Annotated in this window: 13 protein-coding genes; 10 read left to right on the top strand and 3 right to left on the bottom strand. The window is 74.1% G+C overall.

What is annotated here, in order from left to right; translation table 11 throughout:
* Positions 1 to 34: 34 nt before the first annotated feature.
* The gene (gene rpmB / locus ACTMS9_RS19240; protein WP_088963534.1) at positions 35 to 226 is read right to left on the bottom strand and encodes a 50S ribosomal protein L28; all 192 of its coding nucleotides are present in this window, start codon (positions 224 to 226) and stop codon (positions 35 to 37) included.
* 215 nt (positions 227 to 441) lie between these two features.
* Here rpmB and ACTMS9_RS19235 point away from each other — a divergent pair, with 215 nt between their 5' ends.
* Both ACTMS9_RS19235 and recG read left to right on the top strand, forming a co-directional pair.
* Complete coding sequence (locus ACTMS9_RS19235) at positions 442 to 2,067, top strand: DAK2 domain-containing protein (protein WP_441165609.1); 1,626 nt, start codon at positions 442 to 444, stop codon at positions 2,065 to 2,067.
* Positions 2,064 to 4,265 carry an ATP-dependent DNA helicase RecG gene (recG, locus tag ACTMS9_RS19230; protein WP_441165608.1) on the top strand — a complete coding sequence of 734 codons (2,202 nt, stop codon included), beginning with the start codon at positions 2,064 to 2,066 and terminating at the stop codon, positions 4,263 to 4,265. The genes ACTMS9_RS19235 and recG overlap by 4 nt, the downstream gene beginning before the upstream one ends.
* An 843-nt stretch (positions 4,266 to 5,108) precedes the next feature.
* Here recG and ACTMS9_RS19225 read toward each other — a convergent pair.
* Both ACTMS9_RS19225 and ACTMS9_RS19220 read right to left on the bottom strand, forming a co-directional pair.
* Positions 5,109 to 6,053 carry a cell wall anchor protein gene (locus ACTMS9_RS19225; RefSeq protein ID WP_441165607.1) on the bottom strand — a complete coding sequence of 315 codons (945 nt, stop codon included), beginning with the start codon at positions 6,051 to 6,053 and terminating at the stop codon, positions 5,109 to 5,111.
* Between the two features lie 321 nt (positions 6,054 to 6,374).
* Positions 6,375 to 7,628, bottom strand: a complete 1,254-nt coding sequence (locus tag ACTMS9_RS19220; RefSeq protein WP_441165606.1) for a cell wall anchor protein — start codon at positions 7,626 to 7,628, stop codon at positions 6,375 to 6,377.
* A gap of 316 nt (positions 7,629 to 7,944) precedes the next feature.
* On the opposite strand from ACTMS9_RS19220, the gene rsmD reads away from it, so the two are divergent.
* The 8 genes from rsmD to mutM all read left to right on the top strand — a co-directional run bounded on the left by rsmD (position 7,945) and on the right by mutM (position 13,324).
* The gene (gene rsmD / locus ACTMS9_RS19215; protein ID WP_441144555.1) at positions 7,945 to 8,508 is read left to right on the top strand and encodes a 16S rRNA (guanine(966)-N(2))-methyltransferase RsmD; all 564 of its coding nucleotides are present in this window, start codon (positions 7,945 to 7,947) and stop codon (positions 8,506 to 8,508) included.
* Positions 8,505 to 8,993, top strand: a complete 489-nt coding sequence (gene coaD, locus ACTMS9_RS19210) for a pantetheine-phosphate adenylyltransferase (RefSeq protein ID WP_441165605.1) — start codon at positions 8,505 to 8,507, stop codon at positions 8,991 to 8,993. The genes rsmD and coaD overlap by 4 nt, the downstream gene beginning before the upstream one ends.
* Before the next feature lie 172 nt (positions 8,994 to 9,165).
* The gene (locus tag ACTMS9_RS19205; RefSeq protein ID WP_154943401.1) at positions 9,166 to 9,663 is read left to right on the top strand and encodes a hypothetical protein; all 498 of its coding nucleotides are present in this window, start codon (positions 9,166 to 9,168) and stop codon (positions 9,661 to 9,663) included.
* A 109-nt stretch (positions 9,664 to 9,772) separates the two neighbouring features.
* Positions 9,773 to 10,336 (top strand): YceD family protein, encoded by a 564-nt coding sequence (locus tag ACTMS9_RS19200; protein ID WP_357618590.1) that lies wholly within the window; start codon positions 9,773 to 9,775, stop codon positions 10,334 to 10,336.
* A gap of 5 nt (positions 10,337 to 10,341) precedes the next feature.
* Complete coding sequence (gene rpmF / locus ACTMS9_RS19195; RefSeq protein WP_088646032.1) at positions 10,342 to 10,515, top strand: 50S ribosomal protein L32; 174 nt, start codon at positions 10,342 to 10,344, stop codon at positions 10,513 to 10,515.
* Between the two features lie 116 nt (positions 10,516 to 10,631).
* Positions 10,632 to 11,606, top strand: coding sequence for a phosphate acyltransferase PlsX (locus ACTMS9_RS19190; protein ID WP_441144552.1), 975 nt, complete (start codon positions 10,632 to 10,634; stop codon positions 11,604 to 11,606).
* 52 nt (positions 11,607 to 11,658) lie between these two features.
* On the top strand, positions 11,659 to 12,474 hold the full coding sequence (rnc, locus tag ACTMS9_RS19185) for a ribonuclease III (RefSeq protein ID WP_441144550.1): 816 nt from the start codon (positions 11,659 to 11,661) through the stop codon (positions 12,472 to 12,474).
* Positions 12,467 to 13,324 (top strand): bifunctional DNA-formamidopyrimidine glycosylase/DNA-(apurinic or apyrimidinic site) lyase, encoded by an 858-nt coding sequence (gene mutM, locus ACTMS9_RS19180; RefSeq protein ID WP_154943408.1) that lies wholly within the window; start codon positions 12,467 to 12,469, stop codon positions 13,322 to 13,324. The genes rnc and mutM overlap by 8 nt, the downstream gene beginning before the upstream one ends.
* The last annotated feature ends 138 nt before the right edge of the window (positions 13,325 to 13,462 follow it).

Below are 13,462 nucleotides of genomic sequence, written 5' to 3'. Positions count from 1 at the left end.
GCTGGCGAATGTTCGAGCTGGAGGCGTTACCGCGTCAGGCGCGGGTGACCTTGCCGGCCTTGATGCACGAGGTGCAGACCTGCATCTTCTTGGTGTTACCGCCACCGGCCGGGGTACGCACCGACTGGATGTTCGGGTTCCAGCGGCGGTTGGTCCGCCGGTGCGAGTGGGACACGTTGTGGCCGAAGCCCGGCCCCTTGCCACAGACGTCGCACACGCTAGCCACGGGATACTCCTGGGATTGATACGTTCATGAGGTCGCCGGCAGGCGCTGCCCGGGCAACCTGGCCAGGTTACCCGATGAACGGGGTGTCCGACCAACCGCCCCGGAGGGACCGGCCGGCTGTGAGCCGGGCCACCGTCACGGCGGGCGCGGGAGACACGCCGGGGCGGGCCGTCCGGCCCGGGCGGGTGTCGGTGCGCGACAGTAGGCTTCTGGCCGTGCTGGACACCCTCGACGCCGCCGCGGTGCGCCGCTGGTGCGCGGGTGGGCTCAGCGCGCTGCGGCGCCACCAGGGCGAGATCGACGAGCTCAACGTCTACCCCGTCCCCGACGGCGACACCGGCACCAACATGGTGCTCACCCTCACCTCCGCCCAGCAGGCGCTGGCGATGGACCTCGACACCCTCCCGGCGGACGGGCCCACCGCGCACGGGCACGCGCTGCGGCTGATGGCGCGGGGGGCGCTGCTCGGCGCCCGGGGCAACTCCGGGGTGATCCTGTCGCAGATCCTGCGCGGCCTGGCCGACGCGCTCGCCCCCGTCCCGGCCGTCGCCGGCCGGGAGTTGGCCGTCGCGCTGCGCGTCGCCGCCGACGCGGCCTACGCGGCCGTCGCCCGCCCGGTGGAGGGGACACTGCTGACCGTGGTCGCGGCCGCCGCGACCGCCGCCGAGCAGGCCGACAGCGACGACCTGCGCACGGTGGCCCGGGCGGCGGCGGGCGAGGCCGCCCGCGCCCTGGCCCGCACCCCGGAGCAACTGCCCGAGCTGGCCCGGGCCGGCGTCGTCGACGCCGGCGGCCGGGGGCTCTGCCTGCTGCTCGACGCGCTGGTCGAGGTGGTCACCGGGGAGAGCCCACCCCGGCCGGCGCCGGTGACCCGGGCGGTCCGCCCGCCGCTCACCACCGTCCGCGAGGCCGGCTCCGACGAGTACGCGTACGAGGTGCAGTTCCTGCTCGACGCCGACCACGAGGCGGTGGCCCGGATGCGCGCCGAGCTGGCCGGGCTGGGCGACTCGCTGGTGGTGGTCGGCGACGGCGCCTCACCGGCGGCCTCCACCACCTGGAACGTGCACGTGCACGTCAACGACGTGGGCGCCGCGGTCGAGGCGGGCGTGGTCGCCGGCCGGCCGTACCGGATCTCGGTGACCCGCTTCGCCGACCAGACCGCGCCGGCGCCCCGGCCCGGCCCGTCCGCCGCCGGTCGGGCGGCCGTGGTGGTCGCGGCCGGCGCGGGCATCGCGGAGCTCTTCGCCGGCGAGGGCGCCACGGTCGTGCCGGGCAACCCGTCCACCGGCGAGCTGCTGGACGCGATCCGCGCCACCGACGCGGCCCGCGTGGTGGTGCTCCCCAACGACCCGAACACCCAGGCCGTGGCGAGCGCCGCCGCGAAGGAGGCGCACCGGCTGGGCATCAAGGTCAGCGTGGTGCCGACCCGCTCGCCGGTGCAGGCGCTGGCCGCGCTCGCGGTGCGCGACCCCCGGCGGCGCTTCGAGGACGACGTGATCGCGATGGCCGAGGCCGCCGGCGCCTGCCGGTACGCCGAGGTGTGCCACGCCAGCCGGGAGGCGCTCACCGTGGCCGGCCCCTGCCGCCCCGGTGACGTGCTGGCGCTGGTGGAGGGGGAGGTGCACCTGATCGGCGCCGATCTGGTCGACACCTGCGCCGCGGTGGTCGACCGGATGCTGGGCGGCGGTGGTGAGCTGGTCACCCTGCTCACCGGCGCGGACGCCCCGGACGGTCTCGCCGACGCGGTGCGGGCGCACGTCGGCCGGCGCTGGCCGTTTGTCGAGGTGCAGGCGTACCCGGGCGGCCAGCCGCACTATCCGCTCCTGGTGGGGGTCGAATGACGTCCGAGGCGTCCACGGTGGACACGCCGTTGAAGAAGCTGGTCGGGGAGAAGACGGCCAAGGCCCTGGCCAGCCACCTCGACCTGCACACCGCCGGCGACCTGGTCTACCACTTCCCCCGCCGGTACGACGAGCGCGGCGAGCACACCGACATCCGCTCCCTCGACGTGGGCGAGCAGGTCACCGTGCTGGCCCAGGTGCAGCGCACGGCGGTGCGGCCGATGCGCCAGCGCCGGGGCAACCTGCTGGAGGTCACCGTCGGCGACGGCTCCGGCGGCGTGCTCACCCTGACCTTCTTCGGCAACCAGGCGTGGCGGGAGCGGGAGTTGCGCCCCGGGCGCTGGGGGCTCTTCGCCGGCAAGGTCACCGAGTTCCGGGGCAAGCGGCAGCTCAACGGCCCGGAATACCAGCTCCTCGGGGACTCGACCGACGGCGAGGCGGCGGCGAGCGAGGAGATCGAGGAGTTCGCCGGCGCGCTGATCCCGGTCTACCCGGCCGCCGCGGCCGTACCGACCTGGGTGATCGCCCGCTGCGTCCGGGTGGTGCTGGACACCTTCACTCCGCCGGAGGACCCGCTGCCGGCGACCGTGCGGGCCGGGCGCAACCTGGTCGGCATCGGCGCCGCCCTGCGGGAGATCCACCGCCCCTCCAGCAAGGAGGAGCTGTACCGGGCACGCCGCCGGCTCAAGTGGGATGAGGCGTTCGCCGTCCAGCTCACCCTGGTGCAGCGCAAGCACCGGGCGGCGTCCTGGCCGGCCCGGCCCCGCCCGCCGAAGCCCGGCGGGCTGCTCGACGCGTTCGACGCCCGGCTGCCGTACGAGCTGACCTCCGGGCAGCGCGACGTCGGCGTCGAGATCGCCGCCGACCTGGCCACCCCGCACCCCATGCACCGGCTGTTGCAGGGCGAGGTGGGTTCCGGCAAGACGGTGGTGGCGCTGCGGGCCATGCTCCAGGTGGTCGACGCCGGGGGGCAGGCGGCGCTGCTCGCCCCGACCGAGGTGCTCGCCGCGCAGCATTACCGGGGCATGCTCGACCTGCTCGGCCCGCTGGCCACGGCCGGGGAGCTGGGCGCGGCCGACGACGCCACCCGGGTGGAGCTGGTCACCGGTTCGCTCGGGGCGGCGGCCCGGCGGCGGGCGTTGACCGAGGTCGCGGAGGGGCGGGCCGGCATCGTGCTCGGCACCCACGCCCTGCTCTACGAGGGGGTGGACTTCGCCGACCTGGGCCTGGTGGTCGTCGACGAGCAGCACCGGTTCGGCGTCGAGCAGCGCGACGCGCTGCGGTCCAAGGCCGACCAGCCGCCGCACGTGCTGGTGATGACCGCGACCCCGATCCCGCGCACGGTGGCGATGACGGTCTACGGCGACCTGGAGACGTCCACCCTGTCCCAGCTGCCGCAGGGCCGCTCGCCGATCGCCTCGCACGTGGTGCCGGCGGCGGAGAAACCGGCCTTCCTGGACCGGGCGTGGCGCCGGCTGCGCGAGGAGGTCGCCGCCGGCCACCAGGCGTACGTGGTGTGCCCCCGGATCGGCGAGGGCCCGCAGAGCGAGGAGGAGCCGCCGCGGGAGGACGACAACGGGCGGCGGCCCCCGCTGGCCGTGACGGAGGTGGCGCCGCTGCTCGCCGAGGGGCCGCTGCACGGGCTGCGGATCGGTGTCCTGCACGGGAAGCTGCCCGCCGACGAGAAGGACGCGGTGATGCGCTCCTTCGCCGACGGCAACCTGGACGTGCTGGTCGCCACCACCGTGGTGGAGGTCGGCGTCAACGTGCCGAACGCCACCGTGATGATCGTGCTGGACGCCGACCGGTTCGGCGTCTCCCAGCTGCACCAGCTGCGTGGCCGGGTGGGTCGGGGCACCGCCCCCGGGCTCTGCCTGCTGGTGACCGAGGCGGCCGAGGGGTCCTCGGCCCGGGAACGCCTGGACGCGGTGGCCTCCACCACGGACGGTTTCAAGCTGGCCGAACTGGACCTGGAACAGCGCCGGGAGGGCGACGTGCTCGGCGCCACCCAGTCGGGGCGCCGCTCGCACCTGCGGTTGCTGTCCCTGCTGCGCGACACCGACCTGATCCGCGACGCCCGCGCCGAGGCGATCGCCCTGGTCGAGGAGGACCCGGAGCTGGACCGGCACCCGGCGCTGGCCGCGTCGGTCGCCGCCCTGGTGGACGAGGAACGCGCCGAGTACCTGGAAAAGGGCTGACCACCGGGCGTAGCGTCTCCCGCGCGGTTGCGTCCCGCGGGGCTGCGTCCCGCGCGGATGCGCGCCGCGCGGCTGCGCGCCCCGGCGGGGTGTGGGCCCGGGCGTTGCCGAATCGTCGGGCTGTCGGTCCGTCCCGCCGGGGCGAGGCCACGTCACCCCCTGCGCGTCCTTTCGAGCTGATGACGTAGACGATTCACGGCGGCCTTCCTCGCCCTCGCCCCGCGCCCCTTGGCGGCCAGCTTCGACCACCCCCTGCCGTGCCGCGGGGTTGCTGGTGGACCGGCGGGGTGAGCCGCACCACGTGCGTCTCTCTCTTACCGTGTGCGGATTTTGGCGGGTGCACGGGGGAGGCCGACGCCCGCGCCCCTCATCACCCAGCGTGAGTTCACGCCGCCCCCCGGCGTGCACTTTCGCGGAAAGCGTGGCTATTCCGCGCGCCGCTTGGCCACTCGTTCCCACGCCGGGCCGCGGGCATCGCCCCGCACCTGCCGCGCTGAATCGTTCACGTCATCAGCTCCAAAGGACGCGCAGGGGGTGACGTAGCCCCACGGGTCCGGCAGGCCGCGAGGACCGGGCGTCGGGCGCGCGCTGTCCGCACCGCCCGCACCGCCGCGCCGCCCGCACCGCCGCGCCGTCCGCGCTGTCCGCGCCGCCCGCGCTGTCCGCGCTGTCCGCGCTGTCCGCGCCGCCCGCGCTGTCCGTGCTGACCGCGCCGGCCGGCGTGGGCACCGGTCGAGCTGAGCCCCAGCCGGCGCTGCCGCGGATCCAACAGGGCGGGCGGGAACGGTGCGAGGGCGCGCCGACCGGTCGGTCGACGCGCCCTCGGCTTCAGGCAGGTGGTGCTCAGGCGGTGAAGCGCACCCGGCGGCGGCGGGCCACCACGAACAGGATCGCGCCCGCGGCCAGCAGCACGACGGCGCCGGCGGCGATGCCACCGGTGGCGGCGCCGGTGACCGGCAGGCCACCACCCTCACCCTCGTCGCACTTCTTCGGCTGGGTGTACTCGATGGTCTCGGAGCCCTCGACCACGTCGTAGGAGACGGTGACCTTCAGGCCCTGGTACGCGTCGAAGGTGACCGAGCTGGTCTTGCCCGGGGTCGACTCGAGCTTCTTGGTAACGCCCTTCTCGGTGGTGAGCGTGGCGGTGAAGGGGATGCCCTTCGCCGGGTTCTCCACGATGAAGGTCATCTCGTCGCAGGTCTCCTCGAGCCGGAACACCGGCTCCTCCGGCGCGCTCGGCGTGCTCGACGGCGTCGCGGTCGGGCTGGTGGTCGACGGCGACGGGGTGACCTCGGGGGACTTGGTCGGCTCCGGGGACTTGGTCGGCTCCGGCGTGGTCGGCGCGCTCGGCGACGGCGACTCGGTTGCGGCGCAGTCGCCGGCCGGCTTCGCGGCGACCGTGCGCTCCTCGGTGATGATCCGGTCGCCCCGCTCCCACCGGGCCTCGACGGTCAGCTTGAGCTCCGGCAGCGCGCCGGTGAAGGTGTGCGCTTGGGTGCCGGTCAGCGGGCCGTCACCCTTCTTGGGCAGCACCGCGTTCAGCGCCAGCGCGCCGGTGAAGCTACCCGGCACGGTCGACTCGAGCTTGGTGATGGTGCCGGCGAGGTCGGTCTCGCTGTTGCCGACGGTCCAGCTGACGACGATCTTGCCGTCGGGCGCGGCGCAGTAGGTGCCCGAGGGCTCGGGGTGGTGGGCCATCGCGGGTCCGGCGACCGTGGCGACGCCGGCGAGGCCGATCAGCGTGCCAGCGGCGATCGCCGCGACGCGCCGGAACTTCAGGCGGTTCACGTGTACTCCTGACGGGGGGAGATTCGCGGGGTGTGCGGCCGGGGAGGCGGGAGCCGGCGGGACCGAGCGGTCGTGCGGGACCGAGCGGTCGTGGCTCAGCGCGACCTCCTCGGGATCGCGGCGCGTCCGCGCGAGCGCGAGCGCGCCGGGTGACTGTACCGACGGGTAGTGAACGCTCCCGCCGCCGGAGGTTGTTGTTGCCGTTTCGAGATCATCGATGGACCGAGCGTCACCGGACGACTGCGCCTCCATGGTGGACGATCGATATGCGAAGGGCGCGCCGACCGGTCGGTCGGCGCGCCCTCAGGCGACCACAGTGGATCAGGCGGTGAAGCGGATCCGGCGGCGTCGGGCCACGACGAAGAGCACCGCGCCGGCCGCCAGCAGGGCGAGCGCGCCCGCAGCGATGCCGCCGGCCGCCGCGCCGGTCACCGGCAGGCCCTCACCGGGCGTACCGCCGCCAGCGCCGCCCTCGGCGCAGTCCTTCGGCTGCTCCCAGGCCAGCGGCCCGCCGGAGTCCAGGTCGCCGGTCACCGTCACGGTCAGGCCCTTGCTGGCCTTGAAGCTGACCGAGCCGGTACGGCCCGGCTCGACGGTCAGCGTCTTGGCCTCGCCCTTGCTCGGGGTGAAGGTCGAGGTGACGGTCGCGCCGTCCTCCGGGTTGCTGATCCGGAAGGTCATCGCGTCGCAGGTCGACTCGTAGACGGCGTCCGGCGCGCCGACCTCGGGCTGCTGGCAGTCCTCGGGCTTCTGCCAGCCGCCGGTGAAGTTCTTCATGCCCGCGGCGGTCACGGTGATCTCCTGCGCCTGCCCGGGGTTGAGCTTCCGGGTCTCGATCTTGCGCATGGGCACGGTGACGGTCTCGGTGAAGCCGCTACTGCCGGTGACGGCGAAGGTCGCCGCGGCGTTGCCGGTCCGGTTGACCAGGGTCAGCTCGACGCTGCCCTGGCAGTCGGACTCGGCGATCACCTCGGGCGCCGCCGAGCAGCTGCCCGAGCCGCCGTTGTACCAGCCCTTCGGGCCGGTGGACCGGGCGCCGATGCCGGCGGAGCTGCCGACCTTGCGGTCGCCGTACCGGTCGCTGGTGTCGGTGAGCGGGTCGATGATCGTGCTGCCGAAGAGGAAGTCGACCTGGGTGTGGCAGTTCGGCACCTCGACCCGGAAGTCCAGGGTGGCCACACCCAGCTCCCCGTCGGCCACGCCGACGAACTTCTTGATCGACTTGTCGAGCACGTACTGCGGCACGGCGAATGTGGCCGACGGCGTCACGTACGACACCAGGGCCAGTTCCTGCTGCTCGCCCGGGCAGAGCGGGCCGTTGGTGAGGGTGATCGAGGCTTCGCCCTTCGGGCCGTCGAAGGTGTGCGTGTATTTCGCGTCGTCGGCCTTGACGCAGTTCGGCGCCGGCTGCGTCGGCGTGCTCGGCGAGGCCGTCACGGTCGGGGAGGCCGACGGCGAGGGCGACGTGTTGGTGGCGCTCGCCGGCGCCGTGAGGGCGAAGGCCGTGGCGAGGCCGGCCAGCGCGGCGGCGGCCACGGCGAGCGGTCGCCGGAGCGACGGCTGGGGACGGATCACGCGTACTCCCGGGGTGAAGATGCGTCAGGGTGCGGCGTGGGGTGGCGGTGGCTCTGGTCCCGGTCGCATTGCGGCACGGCCCGTGACGGCGCGCTCCCCGGCGCCGCGCGGCCGGCGGAGCGTCGCCGGCACCCGGCCGACCCTAAAGGGATCGCCGTCGGCGTTACAACGCTCAGGAGGAGCTAAGGATCATGTTATGAATCTGAGATCACTGATATACCGGCAGTGATCATGGAGGTACCCGTCCGGGACGCACCGTGTCGGCCGGGCCGACCCGGCCGTCGCGTAGCGTCATCTCCATGAGCAGGGGTAGACCGTGACCCGGATCGTCGCCGGCACGCTCGGCGGCCGGCGGATCGCCGCGCCGCCCGGCGCCGGCACCCGACCCACCTCCGACCGGGTCCGCGAGGCGTTGTTCAGCGCGGTGCAGACCGAGATCGACCTGTCCGGCGCCCGCTTCGCCGACCTGTACGCCGGCTCCGGCGCGGTCGGGCTGGAGGCGCTGTCCCGGGGCGCCGAGCACGTGCTGCTGGTCGAGTCCGACCCGCGCGCCGCGCGCGTGATCAGGGAGAACGTCGCCGCGCTCCGGGCCGCCCCGGCCGCCCGGCTGGTCACCGGCAAGGTGGCCGGCGTGCTCGCGGCCGGGCCGGGCGGCGAGCCGTACGACGTGGTCTTCGCCGACCCGCCCTACGCGGTGCCCGACGCCGAGATCACCGCCATGCTGGCCGCCCTGGTGGAACACGACTGGCTGGCCCCCGGAGCCCTGGTGGTGGTGGAGCGCTCCAGCCGCACCGGCCCGGTCGAGTGGGTGGAGGGCGTCACCGCGGAGCGCAGTCGCCGTTACGGCGAGACCACCCTTTGGTACGGTCGCCGATCATGAGACGTGCGGTGTGTCCCGGCTCGTTCGACCCGGTCACCAACGGACACCTCGACATCATCGGACGGGCCAGCCGGCTCTTCGACGAGGTGATCGTCGGCGTGCTGGTGAACCAGGCGAAGAGTGGCCTGTTCACCGTCGAGGAGCGGATCGACATGCTCCGCGAGGTGACCTCCTCGTACGAGAACGTCCGGGTCGAGTCCTTCCGTGGCCTGCTGGTCGACTTCTGTCGGGCGCAGGAGGCCAGCGTGCTGATCAAGGGCCTGCGGGCGGTCAGCGACTTCGACTACGAGTTGCAGATGGCGCAGATGAACATCGGCCTCGCCGGGGTCGAGACGCTGTTCATGCCGACCAACCCGCTCTACTCCTTCCTCTCCTCCAGCCTGGTCAAGGACGTGGCGAAGTGGGGTGGCGACATCTCCGCGCACGTGCCGGACGTGGTGCGCCACGAGCTGGTCGCCCGGCTCGGCCCGGAGCGCCGGGGCTGACACCTCGCCACGCACCGCCGCCCGCCGGAACCGGCGGGCGGCGCGTCGCGACGCGCCGCGCCGGGGTGGATCGGGCGGGGCTCGCCCGCGCAGGACATCATGTGTGGAGCGGGAACCCGGCCGTAACCCGCATCATGTAGGTCGGCCGACGAACGACAGGAGTGAGGTACCGGTGGACCCGCTCGATCGCATCGACGAACTGATCGCCATGGTGGAGCAGGCCCGCTCCGTACCGATGTCGCGGAACAACTGCATGGTCGACCGGGGCGAGATGATCGCGGTCCTGGACGAGCTGCGCGCCGAACTCCCCGCCGACCTGCGCCGGGCCGCCGCGCTCCTGGAGGAGCGGGACAAGATCATGGAGGCCGGCAAGCGGGAGGCCGACCGGATCATCAGCGAGGGTGAGGCGGAACACGCCCGCCTGGTGTCGGTGAACGAGATCACCGTCTCGGCGGAGCACGAGGGCGCCCGGATCATCGCGGAGGCCCGGGCCGAGGCGCAGCGGCTGCGCGACGAGGTCGACGACTACGTCGACACGGCGCTGGCCAACTTCGAGCAGTTCCTGACCCGGGCGCTGGCCTCGATCGAGCGCGGCCGGGACAAGATGCACGCGCTGCGCGAGATCGGCACCTTCGGTGGGGACGAGGCCGAACGCCCGCTACCCTTCTGAGCGGCACCTCACCAGCCGACACTCGGGGCGGGGGTCGCCCCCGGTTCGACGCTGGGGCGGTCGCCCAGGTAACCTTTTTTGTCGGCCTCTCACCGGCCGGAGTCTGACTATGCCCAAACACTCGCCATCGACACTCAATCCCAGGTCGCCGCTGGTCCTCGACACGAGGGACCTGCCGCGTCGGCCTGGTGCGTTGCGTACGGTCAAGCGGGTCGCCTCGGCACCGGCGGACCTCGGCGTGGAGTTGATCGGCGTGCCGGAGGGCGCGGACCTCGACCTCGACCTGAGGTTGGAGTCGGTGTCCGAGGGCGTGCTCGTCTCCGGGACCATCAGCGGTCCCGTCCGGGGCGAGTGCGGCCGGTGCCTGCGCGAGATCAACGACTCGGTGGTCGTGAACATCCAGGAGCTGTACGCGTACGAGAACAGCACCACGGACGACACGACCGACGAGGACGAGGTGGGCCGGATGCAGGGCGATCTGATCGACCTGGAGCCGGCGCTGCGGGACGCGGTGGTGCTGACGCTGCCGACCAACCCGCTCTGCCGGGAGGACTGCCCAGGACTGTGCCCCGAGTGCGGGGTGCACTGGGACGATCTGCCGGTCGACCACAGCCACCAGCAGATCGACCCGCGTTGGGCGGGCCTGTCGCAACTGAACCGTACAGAGGAGTAGGAACCGTGGCCGTCCCGAAGCGCAAGATGTCGCGCAGCAACACCCGGTCCCGCCGGGCGAACTGGAAGGCGGCCGTGGTCGCGACCGTGGCCTGCCCGCAGTGCAAGTCGCCCAAGCTGCCGCACGCCGCGTGCTCCGTCTGCGGCACGTACAACGGCCGCCAGGTCCTCGAGGTCTGAGACCTGGACGCCGAGTGACGCCCCCGACCACGGGTCGGGTGGCGCGCGCACCCTGGCGATCGCCCGGTGCCCCGGCTCCTTCCGACGCCGGCCGGCCTGCTCCGGCCGGCGTTCCGATGGAGCCGGGCACCGCGCGGATCGCCGTTGACCTCCTCGGCGGGGACGATGCCCCCGCCGTCGTGGTTGACGGCGCTCTGCGAGCCGTACGCGCCGATCCGAACCTGCACCTGCTGCTCGTCGGCCCGACCGAGGTCGCGGCCGCGGTGACGGACGCCCTCACCCCGGCGCAGCGCGCCCGGACGACGGTCCGCCCGGTGCGGGCCGCCGCCGGCCCGGCGCACCACGCGCCGCGCGCCGACAGCACCGTCCGCGCGGCGGTCGCCGCCATCCGCGACGGTGCCGCCGACGCGCTGGTCTCCGCCGGCTCGACCGGCGCCACCGTCTCCGCCGCCGCGCTCGGCTTCGGCCGCTGGGCCGACGTCCGCCGGCCGGCCCTGGTGGCCACCCTGCCGGCCGTCGCCGGCCCGGTGGTCCTGCTCGACGTCGGCGGCTCCCTGGAACCCCGCCCGCTCACCCTCGCCCGGCACGCCGTGCTCGGTGCCGCCTACGCCGCGGTCGCGCACGCCGTCGACCGGCCCCGGGTCGGCCTGCTCTCGGTCGGCACGGAGGCCGGCAAGGGCGACCGTCCCCGCAAGGCCGCCGACGCCCTGCTCACCGCCGCGTCGCTGCCCTGCGGGGCGCGCTACGTCGGCCTGGTCGAGGGGTACGACGTCGCGCTCGGCGCGCGCGCCGACGTGGTGGTCACCGACGGGTTCACCGGTAACGTGCTGCTCAAGGCGATCGAGGGCGCGTACGCGATGGCCGGCGGCCCGCCCGCCGGCGGCGGTGCCCCCCGCGCAGCGGCCCTGCTCGGGGTGGCCGGGACGGTGGTGGTGTGTCACGGCGCCGCCGGGGCCGAGGACGTGGCCTCCGGCATCGCCCTCGCCGCCCACCTGTGGCGGCGGGGCGCCAGCGACCGGGTCCGCGCGCTGCTCGACGGCGCCGCCGTCGGGTCGCCGGCCGTGGACCGCATCGACGAGGTACGCCCGTGAGCGCGAGAACGGGGTTCGCGCCCCCGGCAGTCCCGAACGAAGAGGTAGGCACATGACGAACGACAAGCGGCGGCGTGCTCCCGTCGGTCACCTCGAGGCGGCGTTCGGTGTGACGCTCGACCCCGAACTGCTGGAGCGCGCGCTCACCCACCGCTCGTACGCGTACGAGAACGGTGGCCTGCCCACCAACGAGCGGCTGGAGTTCCTCGGCGACTCGGTGCTCGGGGTGGTGATCACCACCGCGCTCTTCCGCAACCACCCGGACCTGCCCGAGGGGCAGCTCGCCAAGCTGCGGGCCAGCGTGGTGAACATGCGCGCGCTGGCCGACGTGGCGCGCGGCCTGGGGCCGGACGGGCTCGGCGCGTACCTGCTGCTGGGCAAGGGCGAGGAGAGCACCGGCGGCCGGGACAAGGCGAGCATCCTCGCCGACACCCTGGAGGCGCTGCTCGGCGCGATCTACCTCCAGTACGGCCTGGAGACCGCCGCGATCGTCATCCACCGGCTCTTCGACCCGCTGATGGCGGAGTCGGCCGGCCGGGGCGCCGCGCTGGACTGGAAGACCAGCCTCCAGGAGCTCACCGCCGCGCTGGGGCTGGGCGTCCCGGAGTACCGCATCGAGGGCACCGGGCCGGACCACCTCAAGACCTTCACGGCCTGGGTGGTGGTGGCCGGCAACCGCTACGGCGGGGCCGAGGGGCGCAGCAAGAAGGAGGCCGAGCAGCGGGCGGCCGAGGCGGCCTGGCGGAAGCTGACCGAGCAGGCCGAGAAGGAGCAGGCCGAGCGGGCCGAGAAGGAGCAGGCCGAGCGGTCGGCGGCGGAGGCCGGAGCGGCCACCGACCCGGCCGAGGCGGGGCTGGGCCGTGCCTGAGCTGCCCGAGGTCGAGACGGTTCGGCAGGGCCTGGCCCAGTGGGTCACCGGCCGCCGGATCACCTCGGTCGAGGTACGCCACCCGCGCGCCGTCCGGCGGCACGTCCCCGGCGCGGGCCACTTCGCCGACGTGCTGACCGGTCGGACGGTCACCGACGTGCGCCGGCGCGGCAAGTACCTCTGGCTCCCGTTGGACAGCGGCGACGCCCTGATCGGCCACCTCGGGATGTCCGGCCAACTGCTGCTCCAGCCGATCGCGGCGGCCGACGAGCTGCACCTGCGGGTCCGGTTCCGGTTCGCCGACGACGGTCCGGAGCTGCGCTTCGTCGACCAGCGCACCTTCGGTGGCCTCTCGGTCAGCGAGGGCGGCGCCGAGCTGCCCGCGGAGATCGCGCACATCGCGCGGGACCCGATGGACGAGGAGTTCTCCGACGCCGGGTTCGTCGCGGCGCTGCGGCGACGGCGTACCGAGGTGAAGCGGGCGCTGCTGGACCAGACGCTGATCTCCGGGGTGGGCAACATCTACGCCGACGAGGCGCTCTGGCGGGCGAAGCTGCACGGCGCCCGCCCGACCGACGCGCTGACCGCGCCGGCGGCCACCCGGCTGCTCGGCCACGTCCGCGACGTCCTCGGCGAGGCGATCAAGCAGGGCGGCACCAGCTTCGACGAGCTCTACGTCAACGTCAACGGCGAGAGCGGCTACTTCGACCGGTCGCTCAACGCGTACGGCCGGGAGGGTGAGCCCTGCCGGCGGTGCGGTACGCCGATCCGGCGCGAGTCGTTCATGAACCGGTCGTCGTTCAGCTGTCCGCGGTGTCAGCCGCGGCCCCGCGGCGCCCTGAAGGGGTGACCCCGAGCCGGCTCGGGGTTGCGCCGGTGTGCCGTCCCCCGGCGTCCCGCAGATCCGCCCGGTTTGCCCGGCCGTCCGCTCCGATCACCCGCACGGCCGGCCTTCGCCGCGTCCGGGACGAGCCGGGGCCGATCCCCG

The sequence above is a fragment of the Micromonospora sp. L31 genome, from assembly GCF_052068075.1.
Lineage (GTDB): Bacteria > Actinomycetota > Actinomycetes > Mycobacteriales > Micromonosporaceae > Micromonospora > Micromonospora purpureochromogenes.
This window is presented reverse-complemented; position numbering and strand designations above follow the sequence as displayed.

Bases quoted from the DNA above. Each gene is read 5' to 3' on its own strand.
- ACTMS9_RS19190 (WP_441144552.1), top strand. From the start codon at position 10,632: ATGGAGCCGGGCACCGCGCGGATCGCCGTTGACCTCCTCGGCGGGGAC.
- coaD (WP_441165605.1), top strand. From the start codon at position 8,505: ATGAGACGTGCGGTGTGTCCCGGCTCGTTCGACCCGGTCACCAACGGA.
- recG (WP_441165608.1), top strand. From the start codon at position 2,064: ATGACGTCCGAGGCGTCCACGGTGGACACGCCGTTGAAGAAGCTGGTC.
- ACTMS9_RS19200 (WP_357618590.1), top strand. From the start codon at position 9,773: ATGCCCAAACACTCGCCATCGACACTCAATCCCAGGTCGCCGCTGGTC.
- rnc (WP_441144550.1), top strand. From the start codon at position 11,659: ATGACGAACGACAAGCGGCGGCGTGCTCCCGTCGGTCACCTCGAGGCG.